This is a genomic window from Aquirufa sp. (genome assembly GCF_044377215.1).
GTDB lineage: Bacteria > Bacteroidota > Bacteroidia > Cytophagales > Spirosomataceae > Aquirufa.
The window spans coordinates 90,394-116,979 of record NZ_JBILJM010000002.1 but is presented as its reverse complement, the minus strand read 5'-3'; the positions used below and the strand labels follow the sequence as shown (position 1 = coordinate 116,979).

Annotated in this window: 29 protein-coding genes and 1 tRNA gene; 14 read left to right on the top strand and 16 right to left on the bottom strand. The window is 39.5% G+C overall.

Annotated elements, in window-relative coordinates; genetic code table 11:
- Positions 1 to 32 precede the first annotated feature (32 nt).
- Together ACIQ6T_RS01700 and ACIQ6T_RS01695 are read right to left on the bottom strand one after the other, a co-directional pair.
- Positions 33 to 1,301, bottom strand: a complete 1,269-nt coding sequence (locus ACIQ6T_RS01700) for a dihydrolipoamide acetyltransferase family protein (protein WP_395783577.1) — start codon at positions 1,299 to 1,301, stop codon at positions 33 to 35.
- A gap of 1 nt (position 1,302) precedes the next feature.
- Positions 1,303 to 2,556, bottom strand: coding sequence for a competence/damage-inducible protein A (locus tag ACIQ6T_RS01695; protein WP_395783575.1), 1,254 nt, complete (start codon positions 2,554 to 2,556; stop codon positions 1,303 to 1,305).
- A 41-nt stretch (positions 2,557 to 2,597) separates the two neighbouring features.
- On the opposite strand from ACIQ6T_RS01695, the gene gldC reads away from it, so the two are divergent.
- Positions 2,598 to 2,987 carry a gliding motility protein GldC gene (gene gldC, locus ACIQ6T_RS01690; protein WP_395783573.1) on the top strand — a complete coding sequence of 130 codons (390 nt, stop codon included), beginning with the start codon at positions 2,598 to 2,600 and terminating at the stop codon, positions 2,985 to 2,987.
- A gap of 9 nt (positions 2,988 to 2,996) precedes the next feature.
- Positions 2,997 to 4,043: a thioredoxin family protein gene (locus ACIQ6T_RS01685; protein ID WP_395783571.1), complete on the top strand. Its 1,047-nt coding sequence runs from the start codon at positions 2,997 to 2,999 to the stop codon at positions 4,041 to 4,043.
- Here ACIQ6T_RS01685 and ACIQ6T_RS01680 read toward each other — a convergent pair whose 3' ends face one another.
- The 4 genes from ACIQ6T_RS01680 to ACIQ6T_RS01665 all read right to left on the bottom strand — a co-directional run bounded on the left by ACIQ6T_RS01680 (position 4,044) and on the right by ACIQ6T_RS01665 (position 8,847).
- Positions 4,044 to 4,232, bottom strand: a complete 189-nt coding sequence (locus ACIQ6T_RS01680) for a DUF6728 family protein (protein ID WP_395783569.1) — start codon at positions 4,230 to 4,232, stop codon at positions 4,044 to 4,046. It lies immediately after the preceding gene.
- 2 nt (positions 4,233 to 4,234) lie between these two features.
- Positions 4,235 to 6,223, bottom strand: coding sequence for a (E)-4-hydroxy-3-methylbut-2-enyl-diphosphate synthase (gene ispG, locus ACIQ6T_RS01675; RefSeq protein WP_395783567.1), 1,989 nt, complete (start codon positions 6,221 to 6,223; stop codon positions 4,235 to 4,237).
- A gap of 70 nt (positions 6,224 to 6,293) precedes the next feature.
- Entirely contained in the window at positions 6,294 to 7,490 is a 1,197-nt protein-coding gene (locus tag ACIQ6T_RS01670) for a sugar MFS transporter (RefSeq protein WP_395783565.1), read from the bottom strand.
- A 4-nt stretch (positions 7,491 to 7,494) separates the two neighbouring features.
- Entirely contained in the window at positions 7,495 to 8,847 is a 1,353-nt protein-coding gene (locus ACIQ6T_RS01665; RefSeq protein WP_395783563.1) for a Gfo/Idh/MocA family protein, read from the bottom strand.
- Between the two features lie 81 nt (positions 8,848 to 8,928).
- Here ACIQ6T_RS01665 and ACIQ6T_RS01660 point away from each other — a divergent pair, with 81 nt between their 5' ends.
- Genes ACIQ6T_RS01660 through ACIQ6T_RS01650 form a run of 3 tightly spaced genes read left to right on the top strand, consistent with a single transcriptional unit; the run spans position 8,929 to position 10,704 of the window.
- Complete coding sequence (locus tag ACIQ6T_RS01660; protein WP_395783561.1) at positions 8,929 to 9,351, top strand: 6-pyruvoyl trahydropterin synthase family protein; 423 nt, start codon at positions 8,929 to 8,931, stop codon at positions 9,349 to 9,351.
- A complete protein-coding gene (gene folE / locus ACIQ6T_RS01655) occupies positions 9,311 to 10,012 on the top strand; it encodes a GTP cyclohydrolase I FolE (RefSeq protein WP_395783559.1) in 702 nt (233 codons plus the stop codon). The genes ACIQ6T_RS01660 and folE overlap by 41 nt, the downstream gene beginning before the upstream one ends.
- Before the next feature lie 5 nt (positions 10,013 to 10,017).
- Positions 10,018 to 10,704 (top strand): SDR family NAD(P)-dependent oxidoreductase, encoded by a 687-nt coding sequence (locus tag ACIQ6T_RS01650; RefSeq protein WP_395783557.1) that lies wholly within the window; start codon positions 10,018 to 10,020, stop codon positions 10,702 to 10,704.
- Here ACIQ6T_RS01650 and ACIQ6T_RS01645 read toward each other — a convergent pair.
- On the bottom strand, positions 10,701 to 11,675 hold the full coding sequence (locus tag ACIQ6T_RS01645) for a cation diffusion facilitator family transporter (protein WP_395783555.1): 975 nt from the start codon (positions 11,673 to 11,675) through the stop codon (positions 10,701 to 10,703). The genes ACIQ6T_RS01650 and ACIQ6T_RS01645 overlap by 4 nt on opposite strands.
- A gap of 37 nt (positions 11,676 to 11,712) precedes the next feature.
- Between ACIQ6T_RS01645 and ACIQ6T_RS01640 the strand changes: the two genes are divergently transcribed.
- Positions 11,713 to 12,270, top strand: a complete 558-nt coding sequence (locus ACIQ6T_RS01640) for an NUDIX domain-containing protein (protein WP_395783553.1) — start codon at positions 11,713 to 11,715, stop codon at positions 12,268 to 12,270.
- Here ACIQ6T_RS01640 and surE read toward each other — a convergent pair.
- Positions 12,241 to 13,008: a 5'/3'-nucleotidase SurE gene (gene surE / locus ACIQ6T_RS01635; RefSeq protein ID WP_395783551.1), complete on the bottom strand. Its 768-nt coding sequence runs from the start codon at positions 13,006 to 13,008 to the stop codon at positions 12,241 to 12,243. The genes ACIQ6T_RS01640 and surE overlap by 30 nt on opposite strands.
- A gap of 51 nt (positions 13,009 to 13,059) precedes the next feature.
- Here surE and ACIQ6T_RS01630 point away from each other — a divergent pair, with 51 nt between their 5' ends.
- Entirely contained in the window at positions 13,060 to 13,557 is a 498-nt protein-coding gene (locus ACIQ6T_RS01630; RefSeq protein ID WP_395783549.1) for a GNAT family N-acetyltransferase, read from the top strand.
- On the opposite strand, the gene ACIQ6T_RS01625 is transcribed toward ACIQ6T_RS01630, so the two are convergent.
- Positions 13,511 to 14,389: a nucleoside phosphorylase gene (locus tag ACIQ6T_RS01625; protein WP_395783547.1), complete on the bottom strand. Its 879-nt coding sequence runs from the start codon at positions 14,387 to 14,389 to the stop codon at positions 13,511 to 13,513. The two genes, ACIQ6T_RS01630 and ACIQ6T_RS01625, sit on opposite strands and share 47 nt — an antisense overlap.
- A 40-nt stretch (positions 14,390 to 14,429) precedes the next feature.
- Between ACIQ6T_RS01625 and ACIQ6T_RS01620 the strand changes: the two genes are divergently transcribed.
- The 3 genes from ACIQ6T_RS01620 to ACIQ6T_RS01610 are packed head-to-tail and all read left to right on the top strand — an operon-like array spanning position 14,430 to position 15,551.
- Complete coding sequence (locus ACIQ6T_RS01620) at positions 14,430 to 14,882, top strand: hypothetical protein (RefSeq protein ID WP_395783545.1); 453 nt, start codon at positions 14,430 to 14,432, stop codon at positions 14,880 to 14,882.
- A complete protein-coding gene (locus ACIQ6T_RS01615) occupies positions 14,879 to 15,205 on the top strand; it encodes a DUF2834 domain-containing protein (RefSeq protein WP_395783543.1) in 327 nt (108 codons plus the stop codon). The genes ACIQ6T_RS01620 and ACIQ6T_RS01615 overlap by 4 nt, the downstream gene beginning before the upstream one ends.
- A 4-nt stretch (positions 15,206 to 15,209) precedes the next feature.
- Positions 15,210 to 15,551 carry an iron chaperone gene (locus tag ACIQ6T_RS01610; protein ID WP_395783541.1) on the top strand — a complete coding sequence of 114 codons (342 nt, stop codon included), beginning with the start codon at positions 15,210 to 15,212 and terminating at the stop codon, positions 15,549 to 15,551.
- Here ACIQ6T_RS01610 and ACIQ6T_RS01605 read toward each other — a convergent pair.
- Together ACIQ6T_RS01605 and ACIQ6T_RS01600 are read right to left on the bottom strand one after the other, a co-directional pair.
- Positions 15,548 to 16,531, bottom strand: coding sequence for a rhodanese-related sulfurtransferase (locus ACIQ6T_RS01605; protein WP_395783613.1), 984 nt, complete (start codon positions 16,529 to 16,531; stop codon positions 15,548 to 15,550). The genes ACIQ6T_RS01610 and ACIQ6T_RS01605 overlap by 4 nt on opposite strands.
- Positions 16,532 to 16,567: 36 nt before the next feature.
- Positions 16,568 to 16,651: transfer RNA gene (locus ACIQ6T_RS01600), tRNA-Leu, on the bottom strand.
- 71 nt (positions 16,652 to 16,722) lie between these two features.
- Here ACIQ6T_RS01600 and ACIQ6T_RS01595 point away from each other — a divergent pair.
- Together ACIQ6T_RS01595 and ACIQ6T_RS01590 are read left to right on the top strand one after the other, a co-directional pair.
- Positions 16,723 to 17,097, top strand: a complete 375-nt coding sequence (locus ACIQ6T_RS01595) for a DUF3127 domain-containing protein (RefSeq protein WP_395783539.1) — start codon at positions 16,723 to 16,725, stop codon at positions 17,095 to 17,097.
- Between the two features lie 125 nt (positions 17,098 to 17,222).
- Positions 17,223 to 19,652 carry an outer membrane beta-barrel protein gene (locus ACIQ6T_RS01590; RefSeq protein ID WP_395783537.1) on the top strand — a complete coding sequence of 810 codons (2,430 nt, stop codon included), beginning with the start codon at positions 17,223 to 17,225 and terminating at the stop codon, positions 19,650 to 19,652.
- Positions 19,653 to 19,655: 3 nt separating this feature from the next.
- Here the strand turns inward: ACIQ6T_RS01590 and ACIQ6T_RS01585 are convergent, their stop codons facing one another.
- Genes ACIQ6T_RS01585 through ACIQ6T_RS01575 form a run of 3 tightly spaced genes read right to left on the bottom strand, consistent with a single transcriptional unit; the run spans position 19,656 to position 21,896 of the window.
- The gene (locus ACIQ6T_RS01585) at positions 19,656 to 20,525 is read right to left on the bottom strand and encodes a pirin family protein (protein ID WP_395783535.1); all 870 of its coding nucleotides are present in this window, start codon (positions 20,523 to 20,525) and stop codon (positions 19,656 to 19,658) included.
- Positions 20,526 to 20,533: 8 nt separating this feature from the next.
- Positions 20,534 to 20,977 carry a GNAT family N-acetyltransferase gene (locus ACIQ6T_RS01580; RefSeq protein ID WP_395783533.1) on the bottom strand — a complete coding sequence of 148 codons (444 nt, stop codon included), beginning with the start codon at positions 20,975 to 20,977 and terminating at the stop codon, positions 20,534 to 20,536.
- Positions 20,958 to 21,896, bottom strand: a complete 939-nt coding sequence (locus ACIQ6T_RS01575) for a PhoH family protein (protein WP_395783531.1) — start codon at positions 21,894 to 21,896, stop codon at positions 20,958 to 20,960. Before ACIQ6T_RS01575 ends, ACIQ6T_RS01580 begins: the two co-directional genes overlap by 20 nt.
- A 128-nt stretch (positions 21,897 to 22,024) precedes the next feature.
- On the opposite strand from ACIQ6T_RS01575, the gene dnaB reads away from it, so the two are divergent.
- Positions 22,025 to 23,623: a replicative DNA helicase gene (dnaB, locus tag ACIQ6T_RS01570; protein ID WP_395783529.1), complete on the top strand. Its 1,599-nt coding sequence runs from the start codon at positions 22,025 to 22,027 to the stop codon at positions 23,621 to 23,623.
- A gap of 57 nt (positions 23,624 to 23,680) precedes the next feature.
- Here the strand turns inward: dnaB and rlmD are convergent, their stop codons facing one another.
- Entirely contained in the window at positions 23,681 to 25,108 is a 1,428-nt protein-coding gene (rlmD, locus tag ACIQ6T_RS01565; RefSeq protein WP_395783527.1) for a 23S rRNA (uracil(1939)-C(5))-methyltransferase RlmD, read from the bottom strand.
- A 91-nt stretch (positions 25,109 to 25,199) separates the two neighbouring features.
- On the opposite strand from rlmD, the gene ACIQ6T_RS01560 reads away from it, so the two are divergent.
- Positions 25,200 to 26,006, top strand: coding sequence for an SDR family oxidoreductase (locus ACIQ6T_RS01560; protein ID WP_395783525.1), 807 nt, complete (start codon positions 25,200 to 25,202; stop codon positions 26,004 to 26,006).
- Between the two features lie 69 nt (positions 26,007 to 26,075).
- Here ACIQ6T_RS01560 and ACIQ6T_RS01555 read toward each other — a convergent pair whose 3' ends face one another.
- Positions 26,076 to 26,477 (bottom strand): cyclic nucleotide-binding domain-containing protein, encoded by a 402-nt coding sequence (locus ACIQ6T_RS01555; RefSeq protein WP_395783523.1) that lies wholly within the window; start codon positions 26,475 to 26,477, stop codon positions 26,076 to 26,078.
- Between the last annotated feature and the right edge of the window lie 109 nt (positions 26,478 to 26,586).

Below are 26,586 nucleotides of genomic sequence, written 5' to 3'. Positions count from 1 at the left end.
AACAAAAAGGCCGTCTATCGACGGCCTTTTTGTTATAGCTTAAATTGTGGCTCAAACTGTTCTAGATAATCAGAAACACGTTTAAGGAATCCGCCACCAAGCGTTCCATCCACCACGCGATGATCATATGAATGAGAAATAAACATCTTTTGCCTAATCGCAATTTGATCCTCGCCAGTAGGTCCTGTAATAACTGCAGGTTTCTTTTCAATAATGCCAAAAGCAAGTATCCCTACTTGCGGCTGAACAATAATGGGAGTACCCATTAAATTTCCAAAACCACCAATATTTGAAATTGTATAGGTTCCTCCTTCTAAATCAGCGGGTGTTAGTTTATTCTTGCGGGCGCGTGCCGACAAATCATTCACTTTTTGCGTAAGTTCAATTAAGGATAACTGATCAGCATTGTGTATGACGGGTACAATTAAATTACCATTTGGCAAGGCAACCGCCATTCCAATATTAATTTGACGATGCTGAACGATGTAGTTACCTTCTACAGAAATATTAATTCCCGGAAAATCCTTAATCGCTTTTGCTGTGGCCATAAATAGGAGAGGCGTATAGGTAATGGGCTCTTTAAATTTATCAAGAAACTTATGTTTTATTTCTTCACGCCAAAGCACAATATTTGTTATGTCGGCCTCTAAAAACGAGGTGACATGCGGAGAAATTCGCTTTGAATCAGACATGCGTTCCGAAATCATTTTACGCATTCGATCCATTTCAATCACCTCATCGCCCGGTAAACGCAAACCTGCCCCCTGACTTAACGTACCTGAAGCAATCACACGCTTTGAATTTCGAACAGCAATGTAATTTAATACGTCTTTCTTTGTCACCCGACCATCCATTCCGGAACCACGTATCCCACTCAATTCTCGCTGGGACACACTTTCTTGTTGGCATATCTGCTTAATCAAAGGAGATACCCATGGATTTGACTTCACCTCAGCACCATCAAAATTGCCTAAACTAAGGTCTAGTAAAACATTCAATTCTGGTTCAGGATGAAACACTTCTTCGCTTGAAAATCCTTTTGATTCCACAGCTAAAACTTCACTTGCATCTATGACACAAATCGCTTTTCCAATGGTTGCTATCTGACCCTCTTGAATTAAAATTTGCTTTAATACTCCGGCGACAGGAGATGGGACTTCCGTATCAATTTTATCTGTGGCTACTTCCAAGATAAATTCATCAGCTTCCACAAAATCACCTGGCTGTTTTAACCAATTTAAAACAGTAGCCTCCATGATACTTTCACCCATTTTGGGCATAACAATTTCCGTAAGCGCCATATTATTCAGCCAAATCGTTAAGTAAAAATCTTCTCAATAAATTAATTGAAGTTAATGATGTTAAATGTATATTTTGAATACGCGTTCCCCCCAACGTTAATTTCTTTGCCAAAACGCCATTTGGGTGAGCTAAAGCTATCCAAATAGTCCCAACCGGCTTATCTGGCGTACCACCCTCAGGTCCAGCAATTCCAGAAGTGGCAAGTGCATACGTACTTCCAGTCATTTGGCGAACACCTGTAGCCATAGCGATAACACACGAATCACTTACCGCACCATCCTCATCTAAAATTTTAGAGGAAACACCCAATTGATTCATTTTAACCTCATTTGCATAGGCAAGTACACCCCCTAAAAAATAGGCTGAGCTTCCTGGGTGTTGCGTGAATTGATGTGCTAAATATCCACCCGTGCAGCTTTCTGCTAAGGCTAATGTTGATTTTTGTTCTATCAAAAGTTTGCCAACAACATCGGCGAGCTCATCCTTTTCATAACCAAAAACGTATGATTTAATTAAAGGCATAACCTTTGCAAACTCATGCGAAATTTGCTCGTGCAGACTTTTAGCTGAATCTCCGAAACTAGTTAAACGAAGTTTCACAATACCCAAAGAAGGCAAATAGGCTAATTTAATATGACTAGGTAATTGTAATTCCCAGTCTTGAATTAAATCAGACAAATATGATTCACCTATTCCTACCGTTTTCACCAGCTGATGAACAATGACAGGCAATTTAAAATAATTAACCAATCGTGGGAGTACTTCCGTCTCCATAATCGACTTCATCTCAAAAGGTACACCCGGCATGGATATCCAAATAGTATCTAATTCATTAAACCACATAGCAGGTGCTGTACCTTGCTTATTGGGTATAAATGTACATTTTGTTGGCAATAATGCTTGATCACGATTCAAATCGCTTAATTCACGTCCTCGCTTCGCAAAAAAATCAGTCACATCTTGCAATGCTTCAGCATGATAAGCTAGCGAACATCCAAAAAAATCTGCAAGTATCTTTTTCGTCAAATCATCTTTGGTTGGCCCAAGACCACCCGTAATAAAAACAACATCAGCTCGCTTTTGTGCTTCCTTAAGTATTTGAACGATTTCATCAATTTGATCACCTACGGATGATTTCCGCACGGTTTTAATCCCTAATTTATCTAACTCGAGACTAATCCATTGTGTATTCGTATCAAGGATTTGACCATATAGTATCTCGTCGCCAATGGTAATAATTTCTGCTCGAACCATTAAGTTTTCTTACTTTTGTACGAAAATACGATTTATTTAGTTTGGAATTACATCAAACAAACGAAAAACAAACGCCTGAAATGAAACAATCTGAAATCCATTTTAATATACAACTTGACGAAAATAATATACCTGAACAAATATCTTGGTCAGCAACCGACAATCCAAACGAAGGTATCGAGGAAACAAAAGCCATTTTAGTCGCGACATGGGACCCGTATCACAAAGGGACTTTAACTCTACCTCTATGGACTAAAGATATGGAGACACTCGATATGAAACGGTTTTTTATTGAAATCATGGGGACAGTCGGCGATGCAGCATTACAAGCTACTGGGGATACTGAATTTGCATTTGAGGTTGAGCAAGTTTGTAAAAAACTATCTCAGAATTTGAAAAAAGAAATCACGGCTGCATCAAAAGGCCAATAATCTATTAATATGCGTCTACTAAAATCACTCTTCCTTTGTATCATTTTCGCCACCAGTATACACGCGCAAAAAGGGATAAACTTTATCAAATCGGCCAATTTACAAGCAGCAATCAATGCGGCTAAACAACAAAATAAATTACTTTTTGTAGAAGTATATGAGCCAACTTGCCATGTATGCAATTCATTTAAAGGGACATTTGCTCAGCCACAGGTAGGTGCTTTGTATAATGCCAACTTCGTTAATTTTCAATTAGACGTACGTAAGCCTGAAAATTTAAAAGCAATACAGCAATTAAAAATCAACATTAACGCGACCCCTACATTTTTGTTTTTTGATCCCAAAAGCATGAAATTACTTCAAGCAAAAGCATTTGGCGAAAAGGAAAACACCATCATTAATGTGAACAGTATTGCTCAAAAAGCGTCAAATCCTGCTGAACAAGCCACAAATTTTGCGAGTAAATACAAAGCAGGAGAACGCAGTTTTGCCTTCTTATTAAACTATGCACAAGTTGCGCGTTTGACGGCAGATACAATAACGAATATAAAATTGGTGAATGAACTCATTAAGGTAATGCCCACCAACCAATATGTGAGTCAAAGCGCGATAAACATCATCCAAATGGTCATGATGAATAATAACAATGCACTTTTTGATTATTACGTCAGTCATTTAGCGCAATACAATCGCATCGCAGATCCATCACTGGTTAAAATGATATATGAGAATATTTTTCAGATTGTAATGACCAGTTCTCAAGTCAATAAGCTTTCAGCAATTGAAATTGCGAAATTGAAGGATCAAATGGCAAAGACCGGAATTGATAAAGAGTCCATTGTTCGCCGAACATGGATGGCCGAAAGTATTCTTTTATTTAAGCAAAAGAAGGCAATGGCCGCAATCAAAGTTATCGATCAATTAATCGATGCACTTCCAAGTGCACCCGGTCCGAAAGAATACCAATATTTATGTGATTTTGTCAATTCAAAAACAAAAGACAAAGCGGCCCTTAAATACGCACAAGCAAATTGGTGTAAATTTGGGCTTCGCTAATTAGCGCAAAAAGGCACGATAAAGCATCACAAGGATACAAAACAAAAACATGACGATCGATATCTTGTTGATCGTATGCATCGTGCGAATGTTAAAGTTTGTGGGGGCGCCTGGTTTAGGTTTCTGAAAAACCCGAATGAAATAGGTGAAAATTTCGCCAATTTTAAATTGTTCCTTTAATCTGCTCATAATTAATTCGTTATCTGTGGATCTCTCCAATTACCATCATCTTTGATCAACTGAATCAACTCATCTACAGCAGCATCTGCTTGAACTGATTTTTTAACAACCTCTTGGCCTCTATATAGGGCGATTTTGTCTTTACCAATACCCACATAGCCATAATCGGCATCTGCCATTTCACCTGGACCATTGACAATACAACCCATGATACCAATTTTAATACCTTTCAAATGATCAGTTACCTGTCTAATGCGCGCAGTTGTCTCTTGAAGATCGAATAGCGTTCGGCCACATGATGGACAAGAAATATATTCTGTTTTAGAAATACGCATCCGACTAGCCTGCAAAACTCCAAAAGCGGTCGCATTCAATAATTCATATTTATCTGTCACATAAGGCATTGAAAGCATAATACCATCACCTAATCCATCAATAAACAAACCACCTGCATCCGTGGGCGCAAATAATTGCAATTGATTTGAGTCCACATTCGAATAGGCTAATTGAATCACCACGGGAATCTGAATATTCTTTTGTAGTAATTCGAAAAATGTTCGGCGCAAATCAGCCATTTGGTGTGGATTTTCACTACTTAAAATCAACACAGCACGTTCATTTGGTAGGCGATTTACCAATGATAAATCAGAACAATCTAACGTAATGAAATTTAACTCTGGGTGCTTAGGAATATCTGATTCGAATGATTCAATACTAAACAAGGGGAAAACATGTACATCGCCTTTCCAATGCGCCGCATTAACAATTTGTTTTAATCCATTCGGTAACATAAAATCGATACCAATATCCCCGGTGAAAATATAATCAGCACCCAGGTCGTTCATAGCCCATTTATCTGGCTCTGGCAAATAAAAATGTCCCAAAGCTTTTAAATCGTTCATACTAATCTGAGCAATCTGTGAAAAATCGGCAATCACACGTGGTACTTGATGGCCGCCAAAATTGCATACTTCATTCGTAATTCTTCGTTCGTGTGCAAACGGATTTATAGGCGAATCTATACCTGGTAAATTGGTCTTGAAGGAAGGAATCGGTGTACTAATAGATGCCCGTGATTGATAACGACGCGCAAGTTCCTGCGCAACAGGAATTTCAAATTCAGGATCCTCCGTTAATGAAACACGAATCGTGTCACCTAATCCATCCTCTAATAAGGTACCAATCCCAACAGCCGATTTAATACGGCCATCTTCCCCTTCACCAGCCTCTGTCACACCCAAATGCAATGGATAAGCCTTGAACTGACCATCAACTAATTTCTTACTTAACAGACGATATGCTTCCACCATCACTTGCGTGTTGGAGGATTTCATCGAAAGAACAACATTGAAATAATTTTCATCCTCACAAATGCGTAAGAACTCCAAAGCAGACTCGACCATACCTAATGGGGTATCACCGTACCGACTTAATATACGGTCTGATAAAGAACCATGATTTGTACCGATGCGCATCGCAGTGCCATATTCCTTGCAAATATTAACCAATGGCAAAAACTTATCCCGTATACGTTCTAATTCTGATTGATAGGAAGCATCTGTATACTCAATGGTCTCAAAGCGCTTTTTATCGGCATAATTGCCTGGATTAATCCGAACCTTTTCTACGATTCTTGCAGCAAGTTCAGCCGCATTGGGGGTAAAATGAATATCCGCAACTAGAGGTGTATGGTATCCACGAGCACGTAATCCTTTCCGAATATTTTCTAAATTTTGAGCTTCTTTGACAGAAGGGGCGGTAATTCGAACTAACTCACAACCTGCATCGATCATCCGAATGGATTGTTCGATAGAACCTTGCGTATCCATCGTATCCACAGTCGTCATGGATTGGATTCGAATAGGAAAATCTGATCCTAAATATAAATCTCCAATCTGAACAGGTATAGTTTCTCTGCGTTGATAAGAAACGAGCGAACGTGCGTACTGATTGCCATCGGCAATTAAATGAGCATTAGGAGATTGAAATATTCGAGACATAAAACAAAATTACTAAGAAAAGCCCCAGCTATCAATGGAGAGAGGGGGCTTTTCTACATTATCTTTCTACTTACCAAGAACTCTTTTTATGACCAATTGTTGCATAATAAAGTATAAATAAATAGCACGGAACCATAATCACATAGGCCAGTTGCGTATCGCCAAGATTATCAGCAATCGAACCATATACCAAAGGAATTAAGGCACCTCCAGAAATCATCATGATAATTAGAGCAGAACCAATTTTGGTAAACTTACCCAATCCCTGAATAGCTAAAGGCCACAAAGCAGGCCACATTAATGCATTAGCTAAGCCCAATAATGCGATGCATAAAACAGATAAATATCCATCTAATGCTACAGCGCCTACAGAGAAAACAATTCCTAAAATTGCTGAATAGTTTAATGCTTTGGATTGACTAAGGTATTTAGGGATAAAAAATATACCTACGATGTAGCCGGCCAACATACCATATAGGGTATAGCTGGTAAAAGATTTAGCAATATCCATGCTGAAACCTTTAGAAACGCCATAATTGATAATCGTATCCCCAGCCATTACCTCGACACCTACATACAAAAAGAATGCAATGAGACCCAAAACTAAATTGGGATATTCCCAAACACTGGATTTGGTAGCGCTCTTTTCTTCTTCAGTTTCTTCCGCTTCCACTTCTGGTAGCGTAGAAAAACGCACCCATAAGGCCAAGACAACCAAAATAGCGGTCATTATACCATAAGGCATAATGACAGTTTCAAGTTTAGCCGCTCCCGCAGCAGATGACAAAAGCAATCCACCAAAAATAACTTGGCTTAGAATTCCAGCAACTTTATTACAAATTCCCATCACAGAAATTCGCTGTGCTGCGCTCTCAGAAGGCCCCAAAATTGTAACATAGGGATTCGATGCCGTTTGCAAAAGCGCTAAACCCGTACCGATCACAAAAAGACCTAATAAGAATAAACTATAATTCTCTGCTTTGGCAGCAGGTATAAACAACAACGTTCCTGCAGCCATGGCTAATAAACCAAAAGACATGCCATTTTTAAACCCTGTTTTGGCCAATACCCATGAAGAAGGAATAGCCATAACAAAATAGGAGATAAAGAAGGCTGAGGTAACTAATAATGATTGAAAGTTATTCAGTTGGAACGCATCCTTAAAAAATGCAATAAGTACTGAATTCACCCAAGTAACGAATCCGAATACAAAAAAGAGTATTCCGATCATGATTAAAGGGCCATTGGATTGTTTAGCGTTAGTCATAGATTTAGTATTGTTCGTTTAATGCAAAGATTGGTTTATTGGTTTTCCATTTTCCACGCGTAAAATCTGGAATTTGGATAGGAGCGGAGCCCTTCGCGATAGACTCCTCTGAAAGTGGTGAAATGGCCGACCAAGCCGCCGCATCATATACGTCGATTGGTGGAGCTACTTTATTTTTAATAGATTCTATAAATGCGCGGAGTACAAAATAATCGATTCCTCCGTGTCCTGCATTTTCAGCATCTGCTGCATGTGCCTTCCAAAGCGGATGATCGTATTTTTCTTGATACGGCTTAAAATCTTCCCAACGATGTTGTTTCGGAGAAACTCCCTCCAGGTAAATAGACTTGTTATCTTCTGTCCAAATCCCTTTTGTTCCTTGAACTCGGAATCCTAAAGAATAAGGTCGTGGTAAATTTGTATCGTGCGTAATCAAAATGGTTTCCCCATTATGACATTTTATCATCGTCTGAACAACATCGCCGCATTTGAAATTAACTTTCGCGTTGGGATGATCCTTACCTCCTTTATCTTCGATATATTGATGTAAACCCATCGCAGGTGAAGCCATAGAGGTTAAGTAGGCAAATTGATTTCCTCGATTAATATTCAAAATCTCTGCCACCGGACCTAATCCATGCGTAGGATAAAGGTCGCCGTTTCGATCAATCGAATGCTGCGTGCGCCATTTGGCTTCAGAAAAACCTTTGGCACCAAATTCAACACCTCCACCATAAGCTTGCTTCCCATTATTGAATTTTACCTCGCGAAGGTCATGTTGGTAGCCACATTGAACATGTGATAGTGAACCAAACATCCCTTGACGGACCATATTGAGTGTAGCCATCACGTCACGTCGGTAACATACGTTTTCCAAAATCATGCAATGTGATCCAGTCTTTTCAAACATATTGACCAAATCCCAAGACTCTTGTAAAGTTACGGTAGCGGATACCTCAACTCCCGCATATTTACCTTGTTTCATAACCTCGAGTGCCATGGGAACGTGCCATTCCCAAGGTGTCGCAATAACAACACCATCGATATCAGTGCGTTTAGCTAAATTTTCAAAATCATGATCGCCCTTTTGATAAACAGCAGCAGGCTTGCGACCTTTATCGGTAATCAATTTCTGAGCCTGTAAAATTGCATTGGGGTCAATATCACAAATGGCCACGATTTCAACATCGTCACGATAAAGCGCCATTCCGAGGTGATCGCGGCCTCGAAGGCCAACTCCGATAAAACCTAAACGCACTTTTGTTTGTTGTAATGATTGTGATTTAGCTAAGTGTGGTAAAAAAGCAGCGCCTGAAGAATAGACGAGCGATTTAGCGATAAATTTTCTTCGCTTCATAATTTGTCTTACGAGGTTTAAAGAAGTTGAAATTGAAATTTAATCAAATTAGTCTTGTAAATTTACAAGTTATATAAAAAAATGAACGACGCACCTAAAGTAAGTATCTTCCGAAAAGAACATTTCAATGCCGCACATAGGTTACACAATGCCGCTTGGAGTGACGAAAAAAACAAGCAAGTTTTTGGTTTGTGCAATAATGCCAATTACCACGGACATAATTATGAATTAATTATTCAAGTTACGGGAACAATTAATCCGGATACTGGTTATGTAATTGATACAAAAATTTTATCGGATTTGGTGCAACGCGAAGTTTGTAAAAAATTCGATCACCATAACTTAAATTTAGATGTACCTGAGTTTGCAAATTTAAATCCAACAGCCGAAAATATAGCTATTGTTATTTTTGGTAAACTCAGACCACACATCGACTCAACATTAGAATTGAAAATAAAATTATATGAAACAGAAAGAAATTTCGTTGAATTCCCTGCTAATTGATACAGACCATTTCTTGTTAAATGACGAAGAAATTGGAGATAATCACGTAGCCACCTCAATCGAAACACCGATGAGGGAGGATGCTTTTAATCTTTCTGATGCAGAAAAAATCGAGAAAATTGAATCACATTTTCGCGAAATCATGTTGACCTTAGGTTTAGATCTTACTGATGACTCTTTACGTGGCACTCCCAAAAGAGTTGCAAAAATGTATATTAAAGAGATTTTCAGTGGATTAAATCCCGCAAATGAGCCCAAAATAGCGCTCTTTGATAATAAATTCGGATACAATGAGATGTTGATTGAGAAAAACATCAGTTTTTACTCGAATTGCGAGCATCATTTTGTACCCATCGTAGGTAGAACACATATTGCCTACATCTCGTCTGGTCAAGTAATTGGTTTATCAAAACTTAACCGTATTGTTCAGTATTTTGCAAAACGTCCACAGGTTCAGGAACGATTAACCATGCAAATCGCCAAATACCTACAAAAAGTTTTAGAAACAGATCATGTTGCTGTATTTATTGATGCTAAACACTTGTGTGTTTCCTCGCGTGGGGTAAAAGATGATGCCACATCTACGATTACTTCATTTTACGGAGGTAAATTCCAAGAAGAAAATACAAAGCGAGAATTTTTAGACTCACTTCACAACTAAGCAATTTGGGAACTTATATCATTGTAGGCGCCAGTCATGGAATTGGCGCCGCTACGGCTAATAAACTTTTAGAAGCAGGACATCGTGTCATTAACATTGCACGTACAGCTGCTGAAAATTGCAAGAATCATGTTTGGGATGCGTCTACAGATGCAGCCTTGCCAACAATCGATGGGCCGATTGAGGGCATTGTATACAATCCAGGTAGTATTGTTTTAAAGCCTTTTCACCGACTAACCCAAGCGGATTTCCAGTCGGACTTTCAAATCAACGTACTCGGCGCTGTAAAAGTGATTCAAACGTATCTTCCTAATCTAAAACAAAACGGATCAGGCTCAATCGTACTATTTAGTACCGTAGCTGTTCAAACGGGTATGGGATTTCATGCCTCAATTGCTAGTTCCAAAGGTGCGATTGAAGGACTTACACGTTCACTTGCCGCAGAATTATCAGCTTTACAAATACGTGTAAATGCCATTGCTCCTTCATTAACAAATACGCCTCTTGCAGCAGGTTTACTCAATTCTCCAGAAAAAATTGAGGCAAGTGGTAAACGTCATCCCTTAGGACGCGTGGGAGAGTCAAAAGACATGGCTAATTTGACGTATTTCTTATTGGATCCAGAGAATTCGTGGATTACAGGTCAAATTATGGGCGTAGACGGAGGAATGGGTAAATTAAAACCAGCTTAAAGCGCGTAAAAGTGCTTTTGGTTTAATGCCATATTGGTGGCGTTCCAATTGATTTTCTTGGTAAAAGGAGCTTTCCGTATAGGACAGTCGTCTATTGCACAGTGTGAACAACAATCATCCAAACACGGATCTACGTGTACAAATATCTCAATTTCAGTAGGTAAAACTTCACTAATTTTGACTTCAAAGTCATGAATTTCATCATGCACGCGGTTTAAATCCCAGTAACGTGGCAAGGTCAAATGGCAATCAATATGTAAATCACCGCCATATTGCTGAATACGTAAATTGTGCAGGTCAATCCAAACAACCCGTCTGTGCTGCGTAATCCATTCAATTACTTTATTAAAAACAGTAGGATTTGTTTCATCCATCAAAGCTGCAACCGATTCTCGAATTAGGCGAATACCTTGCCAGCACATCATCGCTGCAAATAACAAAGAAGCTAATGCATCCACCCAAAGCCATTGAGTTAAATACGTGACTGCCAAGGCAAAAACGATAAAAAAGCCATTATAAGCATCTAATTTCAAATGTTTCCCATCAGCAACTAGCGCAGGAGAATGCGAATTTTTCCCTACTTGAACGAGGTAAAATCCCATGATACCATTTAGTAATGCTGACCCCAACGAAACATACATACTGAAATCTAAACGCTGTAAACTCGGCGTTGCAATCAAATGCTGAGATGCATGTAGGAAAATATAGGCTGCCGCAAGCAAAATCAAAACTCCCTCTAGTCCAGAAGCGAAAAATTCAATTTTCCCATGACCGTAGGGATGGTTTAAATCGCGAGGTAATGAAGCCAAATAGATTGAATAATAGGCAAATGCTGCTGCAACAACATTAATGATGGACTCTAATGCATCTGTTAATATGGCCGTGGAACCACTTAGATAATAGGCATAAAACTTTGCCGACATGATCAGCAAACTCAAGAAAAAGGAAAAAATAATTAGCCTTTGTTTCATGCGCGTAAATTGTCAACAAAGATAGTATTTTTGTTGGATGGAACAGGAATCAAACCCGTGGAAAACACTCCGTGAAGAAATACGATACGAAAACGATTGGATTCGAATCGAACATCATGATGTCATTAAACCCAATGGAGAACCAGGGATTTACGGGAAAGTCCATTTTAAAAATACAGCGATCGCTGTGCTGCCTATCGACAGTGAAGGGAACACCTATTTAGTTGGCCAATACCGCTACACCATCCATGCCTATTCGTGGGAATTACCTGAGGGAGGTTGTCTACATGAATTACCACTTGACGCAGCCAAACGTGAACTAAAAGAGGAAACAGGCCTAATTGCAGAAAAATGGACGTTTTTGGGGGAGCAGTACCTCTCAAATTCAGTTACTGATGAAAAATCGATGATGTATTTGGCAGAAAATTTATCCATGAAAGAGTCTGAGCCCGAATCTACCGAGATACTACAAATCAAAAAAATCCCCGTTCAAGAGGCCATTCAAATGGCACTAAACGGGGAAATTAAAGATGTATTATCAGCAGCGACCTTAATGACTTACGCGCTAAAGTTCCCAAGTTTGCATCTCACGTAACTCATCATAATCAGTCAGATCATATTTGATAGGTACAATACTCACGTAATTGGCTGCTAGAGCATCCAAATCTGTATTATTTCCTTTGTCGAAATGTTCAATATCGCCATCCATCCAATAGTAAGGCTGGCCATACGGATCCTTGCGCTCTGCAAAACGTTCCCGATAAACCGCATCTGCCTGCTTAACGACTTTAATTCCTTTCGGCGCTTCTGCCGACTTCTCCGGAAAATTAACATTCAACGTCAAGCCTTTCGGTAGACCATGCGTTAATACTTGTTGGCTTATTTTAATTATAAAATCATGACAATGACTGAAATCTGCATCGGCCCGAAAATCACATAAGGAGAATCCAATGGCAGGAATTCCTTCCATGGCAGCTTCGATGGCGGCCGACATTGTTCCTGAGTATAAAACAGAAATCGAGGCGTTGGAACCATGATTAATTCCAGATACGACTAAATCAATATTTCGATCCTTTAAAATCAAATGTTTTCCAATTTTTACGCAATCGGCAGGAGTTCCGGAACATTTATAGGATTTGACCTGAGGACCAAAGTCAAAAGTTTCTGTCACGCGAAGAGGAGCTCCCATGGTAATCGCATGTCCCATGCCAGACTGATGCGTATCCGGTGCAATTACAACTACCTCACCCATTTCTGACATAATTTCAGTTAAAACACGAATTCCTTTGGAAGAAATAGAATCATCATTGGCAATTAAAATAAGTGGCTTCATAGATTGTATATTTGTGCGCAATTTACAAATTTGCGCGCATTAAATTAGTCTATGCAATTCCGAAAAGCAGTCATTTCTGATATACCAGTTATCCAACAAATCGCTGAAAAAGCATGGCGTCCTACGTACAGCCATATTTTATCCGAGGATCAAACGATCTATATGTTGGCTATGATGTATGGAACGGAAGTTTTGATGAAGCAAATCAATTCACAGATAGCGTTTTATTTGGCCGTAGAAGAAGATCTGGTGATTGGTTATTTCGCGATGGAAATAACGGAACCCAGCAAAATGAAATTGCACAAAATCTATCTTGATCCAGACCAAAAATCAAAAGGCGCAGGTACCAAAATCATTGAATTCATTAAAGATGTAGCTTTCAAAGCAGGAGTGAGGCAAATTGAATTAAATGTAAATAAATTCAATTCAGCTGTTCAATTTTATGAAAAAATAGGCTTCTTCCGAGCAAAAGAAATGGTCCTAGATATAGGTAATGGCTATGTTATGGACGATTATGTGATGCAATTGAATCTAGAGTCAGCTCAATAAGTTTTTGGATCTGACCTTCGGGGTCTTGTGAAAATTCGTGCGTTTGGCGATTCGCTAAAATGGCATTAAGCGATATCATTTCATGACCCAAAGATGCTGCAAAGGCATAATATGCCGCTGTTTCCATTTCAATATTAGTAATCAAATGACCATCAAATGCATTGGCCGCAACATACTGCAAGAAATTTGGCAACATGGAATTCATCCGAACAGTTCTTCCTTGAGGCGCATAAAACCCAGGAGCAGTTAACGTATATCCGCGCAACGGAATCATCTGAAATTGTTCTATTAGTTTTGAACTAGCCTGAGCGCCATACACAGGCAATGGATAATGAATCGATTCACACCAATCCCGCAATAGATCACTTGAAAGCATTTTATCTGATTCAAATCCATAAAATTGCGCCAAATTATCAAATCCAATAGCTGCCTCCGAAACTAAAAAAGTATCTACAGGTATAGCAGATTGAATACTCCCAGAAGTACCTATGCGAATCAGATTCAAGGATTTTTTAACTGATTTTTCAAGACGTGTCTCAAAATCGATATTGACCAACGCATCCAATTCATTCAACACGATTTCCACATTATCCGCACCAATACCACTGGAGATTACGCCTAAGCGCCGACCGCCTAGTTCTCCAAAATGGCTTATAAATTCACGTTTATGAATTTGGGTATCGATTCGATCAAAATATTGGGAGACTTTGGGAACCCGTTCAGGATCACCCACTAAGATCAATTGGTCAGGCAATTGATCTGGGCGAATCGCTAAATGATACGAACTACCGTCCGGATTTATGATTAAGTCAGTTGGCGAGAAATAGGTCATCCGCGAAATTATTGATAATTTCCGAAATCATTTCATTTATATGGTTAGCAACAAAGCAGAAATTCATTCGGTTATTCTCCAACATCTAGAGGAGCGAATGGAGCAGGGGAGAAAGGATTTTCAGTTGGCCAAAGAATCCCGAGATTCCGATACCAAAAGTAGTGCAGGCGATAAGTTTGAAACGGGCAGAGAAATGATGCAACGGGAAATGGATAAGATAAGTGCGAGTTTGGATATGCTAAAAGGCCAACTAGCCCAAATGAAGCGCATTGATATACACGAAAATCCAACGCGCGTGGGCCTAGGCAGTTTCATCGAAACGGATGCGGAAAACTATTATTTATCTGTGGGAATAGGAAAATTAAGCTGCTCAGGAACGCCATTTTATGCGATTTCAGCAGATTCGCCCTTAGGTGAATTACTTGTAGGAAAACAAATCAATGAAATCATTGAATTAAGAGGAAGAAAAATAACTATAAAATCAATCGTATGAAAAATGCGCATTATCTGTATTTGCTTTTATCCATCGTAGGCGGTGGATTTACAGCCTATTTTGTCTTTGTGGGTATACAAGAAAATGGAGGGAACTTTGATGTGATTGCATTTTGCAAAAGCACCTGGACCATGGATCCTTATGCTAAAAGTTTGAGTTGTGATTTTTGGACGGGAGCTATTACGGGAACCTTTTTTATGTTGGTCGAAGGAATCCGCATCAAAATCAAATACCTTTACCTATACTTAGCAGCAACGGTATTGATTGGCTTCGCTTTTGCCTTTCCCTTATTTTTGTTTGTCAGACATCGTCAATTAGCCTAAATCAATGGAAGAATATATCAATACATTTCCTGAAGCCACTCAGAAAATATTACGCGAAGTTAGAGATGCCATTCGATCCGTTGTTCCAGAAGGAACGCAAGAGATCATGTCATACGAAATGCCAACTTTCAAGTACCAGAAAAACCTAGTACACTTTGCGGCTTGGAACAACCACATCGGATTTTATCCTGGACCGCGCGCATTAACGGAATTTAGTGAACGCTTAAACTCATTTGAGGGAGCGAAAGGCTCAGTAAAATTCCCATACCATTTACCTATGCCGTTGGATCTTATCAAGGATATAACGAGATACCGCGTAGAGGAGGTTACTAAAAAAATAGTTTAAAGCATTTTTCTCTTTTCTATTTTTTCATTTCTGCCAAAGGACTTGAATCCTAGCTCCGGCGAATAACCCACCGAATTTTTGGAATAATATCCTTTTTCATTGTAAGGACGCTTTCGCGGATGGTCTTTACATGCTGTCGAACAAGCACCCTCCATTTCTTTCAAGCAACTCGGACAAATAGCTAAATGCTCATTGCATTCCGGATTTGCACAGTTCACCATGTGATCAGATGCTTCCTGACAAACAAAACAAGTGGAGATAACCTCCGGATTAACTGAATTAACTTGCGTGGCCACCCGGTTATCAAACACGTAACACGAACCATCAAAGTCTTCGCCACCTTCCTCCAAACCATATTTAATTATCCCACCGTGGAGTTGGTATACATTCTCAAAACCTTTCTCCAACAAATAAGCTGACGCTTTTTCACACTTGATCCCTCCAGTACAATACGTAATTACCTTTTTACCTTTCAAATGTTCAATCTCTTGTACATGCTCAGGCAAATCACGTAAATTCTCCATATCGAAGGTATAGGCTCCTTTGAACTTACCCAACTCATGCTCATAATTAGAACGCATATCGACCAAGACTACATCGGGATCGTTTTTCAACATCTCCTTAAATTCCTTCGGCTTTAGATGTTTACCCGTCTTAATGCGTGGATTCACTGGTAAATCAGAATGAACAATCTCTGCTTTAACACGCACATGAAGCTTGTTAAACGTATGTTTATCGTGAGATTCTATTTTGAAATCAAAATCAGTACCGGCAAAAATTGGGTCATTTTCTAACCAACGCATGTAGGCATCACAATCTGATGCAAGACCTGAAATCGTACCATTTAATCCTTCAGCTGCGACAATGACACGGCCGAGCAGATTATTTTCGATACAAAAAAGGTGGTGTTTGATGCGATACTCCTCCGGATTGGGAATAGGAATATAGTTATAATAAAGTAACACACTGTAAGGCTTCATCTTCAACATGATTTACAGATTAAACAAAAAATTTCGTGACGATGGGGAGATTCGAACTCCCATACCTAAAGCGGCACTACCACCTCAAGGTAGCGTGTCTACCAATTTCACCACATCGCCAAAAACGGTTAGCAAAATTACCAAATATTTACTTACTTGCCAACAATTCAAAAATTCAAATAATTCAATTAATGGCTTTAGAACTAAGCGGAAAACTAATCAAGAAATTACCTGAGGTTACAGGAACAGGTAAAAATGGTTCCAACTGGATCAAACAAGAGTTTGTCCTTGAAACACAAGATCAATATCCTAAAAAAGTTTGTATGTCGGTGTGGGGAGACAAAACCCAAGATCTAGCACCGGTACAAGAAGGAGAAATCGTAAAGGTTCAATTTAATGTAGAATCACGCGAATATAATGAACGTTGGTACACTGAAATTCGTGCCTATCGTCTTGATCGTTCGGGCTCTAGCCCAAGCGTTCCACCTAATGTTGAAGCAAGCCCTGCTGGCGGATATCAATTCCCTCCATTGGCTGCTGAAAGTGGTGACGATTTGCCATTTTAATTTCAACTACTATTTGAAAGACTAATGCCTAAGGCTCAAACCTTGGGCATTTCTTTTTTTGATCAGACAACTGTTTGTACTTCACGTGCATCTTGCTGGTCAATTTTTACATTTAGTTCAACTGCATGAGATTTCTTTTTTTACTCGTACTAAGTAGCTTTTCGGCTATTGGCCAAAATTCATTACACCTCCATCTTCAAGATACCAATAAAGAATCACTTCCTTTTGCGACGATTCTGTTAAAAAAATCCGCTGATTCTAGCATCGTCAAGGGAATGAATACGGATGAAAACGGTGATTTACGTGTGAGCAAACTACCGTTAGGAAAGTTTACCCTGACAATTCAGTCCACCGGATTAAAATCCATCAAATTGAACCTAGAAGAAATTACGGCTGATAGTAAAATTGAATTAGGCATCATTACCTTAAGTCCGCTGAGCACTGAATTAGCGGAGGTTAAAGTCACAGCGACCAAACCATTTATTGAAAGGAAATTAGATAAGACAATTGTCAATGTAGAGAACTCGGCCATGGCTGCCGGAAATACCACCATGGAACTATTAGAGCGTTCCCCAGGGGTGATTGTAGATAAAGATGGCAACATTTCACTTCGCGGAAAATCAGGAGCCAAAGTGATGATTGATGGCAAAATTTCATATTTAACAGGAGCTGATTTAGCGAATTATCTGAAGAATTTACCAGCAGACCAAATATCCCAATTAGAGATTATGGCCAACCCTTCCTCAAGTTATGATGCAGCGGGAACGGGAGGAATCATTAACATTAAGTTAAAAAAGAATTCAAACATTGGTCTGAATGGATCTGCCAATGCAACCTTTGCCCAAGGGATTTATGCCCGTGAGAGTGCAGGAGTAAATCTTAACTACCGAAAAAATGGCTGGAACTGGTTTGGGAACGGTTCTGTAATCAATCGAACACTGTTAGAAAAAAATAACTTAGTTCGAAATTTTAGGGCGCAAAATGAAGTTTGGGAAAATAGCTTTGCCTATAAAAACGAGAATCAAAGTACCCAACTCAAAGGTGGGGTTGACTGGTATTTCTCCAAAAAAACTACGTTGGGCATCTTGGTTTCAGGCAATTTCAATCAATATACCTTACGGGATGGCTTGAATAAAACCACGCAAAATACGACAACAGGCGATGCCCTTTTCCGATTAAATACGATCAATAATGTGGGAAATCCAAGTCAAAACTATGCCGCTAATTTCAATGTAAAACATACGTATGATAGCACAGGGAGGGAATTGACGATTGACTTGGATTATGCGCGCTTTGCCGACAATAGTACTTCAAATCTAAAATCTCAGTTTTTAACAGGTAATTTCAAACCATTGCGTGTCGATTCTTTGTTGATTAATGATGCCAAATCATTCGTGGACCAATACTCCTTTAAACTAGATTACGTCATTCCATCTTTCTTAAAATCAAAATGGGGAACCGGTCTTAAATCTTCCTACGTACAGACAGATAACGATTTGCGCTTTCAAGGAAAAAATGAAGGTGACGCACAGTTTAAGTTTTTAACAGGTCAAAGCAATCAATTCATTTACCGCGAGCAAATTCATGCCGCCTACCTAAATACGGAACGAGCCATTGGAAAATTAAGTTATCAGCTCGGCTTACGCGGCGAATGGACGGCGGCTGATGGAATTTCGGAAGCGTATACGTCAAACGTGAAAGATTCAACGTTCCACAGAGATTACGCACAGCTATTCCCAAGTGCATTTATCCAATATGATTATTCCCAAAAACACAGTTTTGGATTTAACTATTCCCGTCGGATCGACCGTCCCAATTATGGGGACCTAAATCCATTCGTATTCTTTCTAGATAATTACACGTTTAAAGTGGGAAATCCCATGCTGACGCCACAGCTAACTAATTCGATTGAATTAAGCCATACCTTTTTAGGCGCCTTCAGCACAACATTCGGCTACAGCCATACGACCAATGTCATCACTGAAATATTAAAACAGGATACGGAAGCACGAAAATCGTATCAAACCACCGCTAATATGGCCGAAAGGACTAATTACAGTTTAGGTTTTTCACTACCTATACCAATTAAAAAATGGTGGACGAACAACACCGATATCTATTTCAATCGGGCAGAGTTAACAGGTAAGATTGAAAATACAGCTTTAAGCCCAGCAAGAAACATGTTCTATATAAACACGAACCACATTTTCACGTTACCAAAAGATTTCCGATTTGAAATTGGCGGAAATTATTTCACGGGTGGGTTGGAAAGTGCCTTTATTTTTGGAGCAGGAGGAGCACTTAATTTAGGTATTCAAAAAACAATGCTCAACAAGCGAGGTGTTTTGCGTTTAAACGCACAAGACGTATTGTTTACCTCGAATCCAAATGTATATATCAAATACGGCGACTTGGATATTGTCGTTCGACCACGTCAAGATTCGCGTGTAGTTCGTTTGAATTTCACTTACCGGTTTGGAAATATGTCTATAAAAGGAGCGAGGGTACGAGCAACCGGATTAGATGCCGAAAAATCTCGTGTAAAAACAAAATAGTATTTACTCTAAATTACCGAATTTTCCATTTTCAAAATCCTCAAAAGCCTGCATAATTTCTTGTCGGCTATTCATCACAAAAGGTCCGTGTGAAGCAATCGGTTCGTTGATCGGTTCGCCGCTAAGTATCAAAACCACAGATTCTTCAGATGCCTCAATCTCAAATTGAGTTCCATCGGTATCAAACAAAACGAAATGATTTTCTGGGGCTACCTCAACTCCATTAACTTGAATTTTACCTTCTATAACCAGTAACGCCGTATTGTAATTGGCAGGAAAATCAAAACTTGCCTTTCCTCCAGAACTCAATTTGGCATTCAACAAATTAACTGGCGTGAAGGTACTTGCTGCTCCGCGTGCAGTTTGATAAGAACCTGCTATCACTTCCACCTCGCCTAAATGAACAGGAACACGCGGAATCTGTTTATTTGAAATTGCTTGGTATTTGGGTGCCAACATCTTATCCTTTGCCGGTAAATTAACCCACAGCTGAACCATCTGAAAATCACCACCTGATTTACTAAATTCTTCTTCGTGGTATTCTTTATGCAATACACCTGAAGCGGCAGTCATCCATTGCACATCGCCTTCTCCAATGATTCCACCACCACCTGCACTGTCATGATGCGCGACACGTCCTTTGTATGCAATGGTTACTGTTTCGAATCCCCGGTGGGGATGTACACCCACGCCACGTGGTGTATCTGAAGGAGGGAAATAAAATTTGGCACCATAATCCATCATGATAAATGGACTCATGCGCTCCATGTCTAAGCCATGCCTACTCGGAATAAAATTATGTACTCGAAATCCGTCACCTACAAAATGAGGAGGACCCGGAGGGTAAATAGCTTGAATTGATTTGGTTGACATGGATTTAATTAAAGATGTAATGACATGGCTTGATGAACAATATCGGCTTCAATAAAGGTTCCACCAAAAGCAACAAAACCGACAGACGCATATAAAGGCATCACTGATTGTTGGGCATGTAAATAGAAATAATTCGCACCAGGATAAGTGATTTGTGCCTCCTGAATCAAAAAACGCACCATTTTAGAGGCATACCCCTGACCACGATAAGCAGCTAAGGTGGCAATGCGTTCAATTTTTATTCCTTTGTCGGTTTTACGATAGCGACCCGTAGCTACTGGAATGCCGTTAACCCAGTACAGATAGTGAATGGCAACTGCATCTAACTCATCGAATTCTTCAACAGGTAGACATTTTTGTTCCACGACAAAAACCTCCGTCCGAATCGCAAAAACAAGATCAATTTCAACAGGGGATAGGGCCTGCGTAATTTTATTTATCCTGCTTTCCATAGGCTTCAATAATTTTACGAACTAATCGATGTCGGACAACATCTGAACCATCCAATTCAACAAACGAAATACCTTCTATTCCATTTAATATACGTTCGGCCTCTCCCAGGCCAGATGTTTGATTTTTAGGCAAATCAACTTGTGATTTATCACCTGTAATGATGGTTTTTGACTGAATACCCATTCGAGTTAAAAACATCTTCATCTGCATCGAAGTCGTATTTTGCGCTTCATCAAGCAGAATAAATGCTTTGTTTAGAGTCCGTCCACGCATATAGGCCAAAGGTGCAATTTCAATAGTCCGATTTTCCAAATAGAATTTCAACTTCTCCGCAGGGATCATATCATCCAAGGCATCATAGATGGGGCGTAAATATGGATCAATTTTTTCCTTCAAATCACCAGGTAAAAAACCTAAATTTTCTCCAGCTTCTACCGCGGGACGCGTAATGATGATTTTTTTAACTTCTTTATTTTTCAATGCTTTAACAGCCAAAGCCACCGCTGTATAGGTTTTACCAGTACCCGCAGGTCCAATGGCAAAAACGATATCGTTTTCATTAGCTGCGTCTACGAGTTTACGTTGGTTAGGCGTCTTCGCTTTGATTACAATTCCTTTGTTCCCAAAAAGCAACACATCTTTATCCTCCACCCATGGGGTAACCGTCTCTTCACCCGTTGGGTTTAACACCGAATCGATGTAGGCCTTCATGTGAATTGCCGTAAACGTACTGTGTTTATTCAAGTGCTGAATGCATTGATTGACGATCGCTTCAACTAGAGCAATTTGATCATCTGAACCTCGAATGGTCAACTGGTCTCCGCGAGAGATGATTTTCGTTTGTGGAAATGCGTCCACGAGTAATTGAAAATGTGCATTGGAAACTCCAAGAAACTCAATCAAGGAGATTTCGGACAAGGATATATTTTTCTCGATCAACTAGTTATGATTATGGCATGAATGAAAGTACTAAAATAGGGAAATCTTGAAATTTTATCCGATGATTTACATGTTAATTTTATATAAAATTTGTAAAATTGTAGTCTATGGATTCGAATACCCCCGCACAAATTTTCAATAAAGGACGACAAGGCTCTGGCAATGTTCGTTCAAATGCTCCGCAGCGCTTAAGCGACTTGGGATTAGGGAAATTACCTCCCCAAGCTATTGACCTGGAGGAAGCATTATTGGGTGCATTGATGTTGGAAAAAGAACCTTTAGCCAATGTTATTGAATTATTAAAACCAGAAACTTTTTATAAAGATTCCAATCAAAAGATTTTTGGGGCGATTCAAGCCCTATTTACAGCGTCACAGCCGGTTGATTTATTAACGGTCAACAACCATTTAAAAAGTACAGGGGATTTAGAAAAGGCCGGAGGAACGAGTTATTTGGCCCAATTAACATCTCGTGTTAGTTCCACGTCTAATGTGGAGTTTCATGCGCGTATTATCATTGAGCAGTATATTAAGCGTCAGTTAATTCAAATCTCTTCAGAAATCCAACGACTATCTTATGAGGACACAACGGATGTGTTTCATATTTTAGATAAGATGGAACAGGAACTTTTCACGATTGCAGAATCAAACATTCGTAAGAATTACGAAAGTATGTCGGATATCTTGAAAAAGGCTGTTGAAGAATTAGAAAAGAAACAATTACAGAAAAGTGGTTTAACTGGGGTTCCATCCGGATTTACAGATTTGGATCGTTTAACCTCTGGCTGGCAAAAACAAGAATTAATTATCATTGCCGCACGTCCAGGTATGGGAAAAACAGCCTTTGTCGTTTCGGCTTGTCGGAACGCAGCTGTCGACCATGGCCAGGCAGTGGCACTTTTCTCTCTTGAAATGAGTGCGGTTCAATTAGTTAATCGTATTATTTCCGCGGAAGCAGAAATTGAGGCCGATAAAATTCGTCGTGGAAAATTAGAACCGCATGAATGGCAACAGCTTCACACGAAGATCAAAGGACTTTTTGAAGCCCCAATATACGTTGACGATACACCCGCCTTATCTATTTTGGAATTGCGTGCAAAATGTAGACGTTTAAAAGCCCAAAAAGACATTCAATTAATTGTCATCGATTACTTGCAGTTGATGACCGGCGATTCTTCCGGCAAAGGAGCTAGCGGAAACCGGGAACAAGAAATTGCACAGATTTCACGTGCATTGAAGCAATTAGCCAAAGAACTCGACGTACCAGTTATTGCATTATCGCAATTAAATCGTTCCACGGAAACACGTGGTGGAAATAAAAAACCTCAACTATCCGACCTTCGTGAATCTGGAGCCATCGAGCAAGATGCAGATCAGGTAATGTTTATTTATCGTCCCGAATATTACGGCATCACTGCAGATGATCAAGGAAATTCACTAGCTGGCATGGGAGAGATCATTATGGCCAAAAACCGTTCCGGTTCACTTGACAGTGTTTGGTTAAAATTCATTGGTAAATTCACCAAATATTGTGATTTAGACTTCCAACCTTTTGGCGGCGGTGATGGCGGAGAAAACTTTAAATTAAGTGCTCTTGGTGATCAGACATCAACATTCGAACAAGGAAATTCTGATTCAGTGTTCAAGGGAAGTAAAATGAACTTGCCACCAGAAGAAGATTTTGATCCGTTAAATAGCCCTTTTTAGAGGTGAGAGGTGAGAGGTGAGAGGTGAGAGGTAAGAGTAGTTGTTACCTCTCACTTCTTACCTCTTATTTCTTAGCTTTAACCTCACAATATTTTCCACATGATGCGTCTGAGGAAACATATCCACCGGGTGAACAACGTCGACTGTATAGGCAACGTCTAATAATGCCAAATCACGTGCTTGCGTAGCCGGATTACAACTTACGTAAACAATCGTGTGAGGCTGTACCTCTAAAATCTGATTCACCACATCTAAATCCATTCCCGCACGCGGTGGATCTGTGATGATGACATCTGGATTCCCATGAATCGCAATAAATTCACGCGTCAGTACCTTCTTCATGTCACCCGCAAAGAAGGTGGCATTGGTAATTCCATTCAAAGTTGCATTGATTTTCGCGTCTTCTACGGCCATGTCGACATATTCGAGGCCCACAATCTTAGCGGCGTGTTTGGCAAGAAATAAGCCAATCGTTCCAGTTCCCGTGTATAAATCATAAACAACTTCATTACCCGTTAAGCATGCATACTCGCGGACCAATTGGTATAAATGAAGCGCTTGTTTGGCATTTGTTTGGAAGAAAGACTTAGGACCGATTTGAAATTTCAAATCCTCCATTACTTCTACCATAAATGGTTTTCCATGGAAACAAACTACGTCTAAATCATGGAAAGTGTCATTTCCTTTTTGATTGATGACATAATTTAATGACGTGATCACGGGGAATGCCAACTTCAAATAGTTCATCACTAAATGAATTTCATCTTCAGATGCATAAGCAAATTGCACCGTCACCATCAGTTCGTCCGTCAGCGTATTTCGAATAATCAGGTTTCGTAATGCACCTTCCTTTTGCATCTTCAACTCATAGAAAGAAATTCCATTGGCTTGAGCAAAATCACGCACACCATTCCTAATGGCATTAGATGGATCAGGTTGTAAATAACAATGATCCACCGGTAAAATTTTATCAAAACGACCTGGAACGTGAAAACCTAAGGCATTCATTGATCCCAAATCTTCTTTCCCGATTTCATCTTCGGTCAACCACCGAGCCGAAGAAAACGTAAACTCTAACTTATTTCGGTAATAATATTCCTCCGAACTACCTAAAATAGGCTGAAATTCAGGCAATTTAACCTTAGCAATACGTGTTAAATTATCGCGCACTTGACGTTCTTTAAAAGCAATTTGAGAAGCATAGGAAACGTGCTGCCATTTACAACCTCCACAAATACCAAAATGTGCGCAAGCAACCTCCGTCCGATGTTCGGATAAAGGCTGAATATGAATGGCTTGCGCTTGCTTGAAACTCTTTTTTGATTTTAAAATGCGGAGATCCGCAATGTCACCAGGAGCTACCGGGCCCTGAACAAAAATGACTTCATCGTTCACTTTGGCAATGCATTTAGCCTCAGCTGCAAAATCTAAAATGGCTATTTGCTCCAACACCACCGGCACTTTCTTTTCCTTCTTCTTACTCATCTATTTGTAAATATGTGCAAAAATAAGGCTTTAAATGGTCAAGCCAACCAATTCCAGATAAAACCTTAACTTCGCATGGAAATAATTAGGTATGAAAAATAAGGTTGTCATCATCACAGGCGCTTCATCAGGAATTGGAAAAGCATTGGCTTTTGAATTTGGAAACCAGGGAGCCAAAATCGTTATCACAGGTAGAAATAAAGAGAATTTGCAAATCGCAGCAGAAGAATTAATCAAAGCTAAGATTGATGTAACGGCAATCATTTGCGATAGCAGCTCTGATGAGCAGACCAAGGCCATGATTAATAAGACAATAGAAACCTACGGACAGATCGATTTGCTGATCAATAACGCAGGTATATCGATGCGGTCGATGTTTGAAACGGTCAACCTGAACGTCTTAAAACAAGTGATGGACATTAATTTTTGGGGTACTGTGTATGCATGCCACGCAGCTTTACCTTATTTAAAACAAACCAAGGGTGGAATCATCGGAATTTCATCCATTGCGGGATACCGTGGTTTACCGGTAAGAACCGGATATTCAGCCTCAAAATTTGCTATGAATGGCTTTCTAGAAGCCTTACGAACTGAATTATTAGACACGGGTGTACACGTATTAACTGCCTGCCCCGGATTTACGGCATCCAACATCCGAAGCGCATCTTTAGTTGGCGATGGTTCAATTGCCGGAAACTCCATGCGTGAAGAAGGCAAAATGATGTCGGCAGAAGAAGTAGCAAATGAAATCCGAAAGGCCTATGAAGCCAGAAAAAAAACATTGGTGTTAACTTTCCAAGGTAAGCTAACGGTATTCTTAAATAAATGGATGAACGGCTGGCTAGACCGTATCGTTTACAACACCTTAAAAAAAGAAAAAGATAGTCCATTAACGTAAAAAGTCCTGCCAGATAAAATCCAGCAGGAGCTTACACCCATAACTTACCACTCTATTAATATTAGTTGGCTAGGTAAAATAGCTAATTTCTTTGGGGCTTAAATTCCGAATAAATGCCTCTTGCATTGATTCTAAGTAAGGAATCGCGTATTCGAATTCATTAATTAACTCCATAAAGTAAGCTCGTTCAAATACCAAAAACTCCGACAATTCAGTCGTCATAGCTGTACAGACATAACGTCCTTGGCTAAAAGCCTCGTCTAACCCAATGAAAACATTTCGCTGGCCAATCTGTATCTTCTTATCTTTCTCGGGCCATTGCATTTCCATGGAACCCCGATTTAAGTAAAACACAAACTCAGCTTTTTGGCCTTGTCTAAACAAAAACTCCGCTGGTAAATAATTGATCAAAATACCGCTACCAAGTATTTTTCGTTCCGTCTCAATTAGAAGATCCTTCGTTATTTTCATTGCCGAACAAAAGTAGACGCATTCTAGAAACTGATTTATGACAATCATCAGTTTTCATGGTGCGATATATCACAAATTGAAGCAGAAAAAGGATTCATTTTTGTCTAAA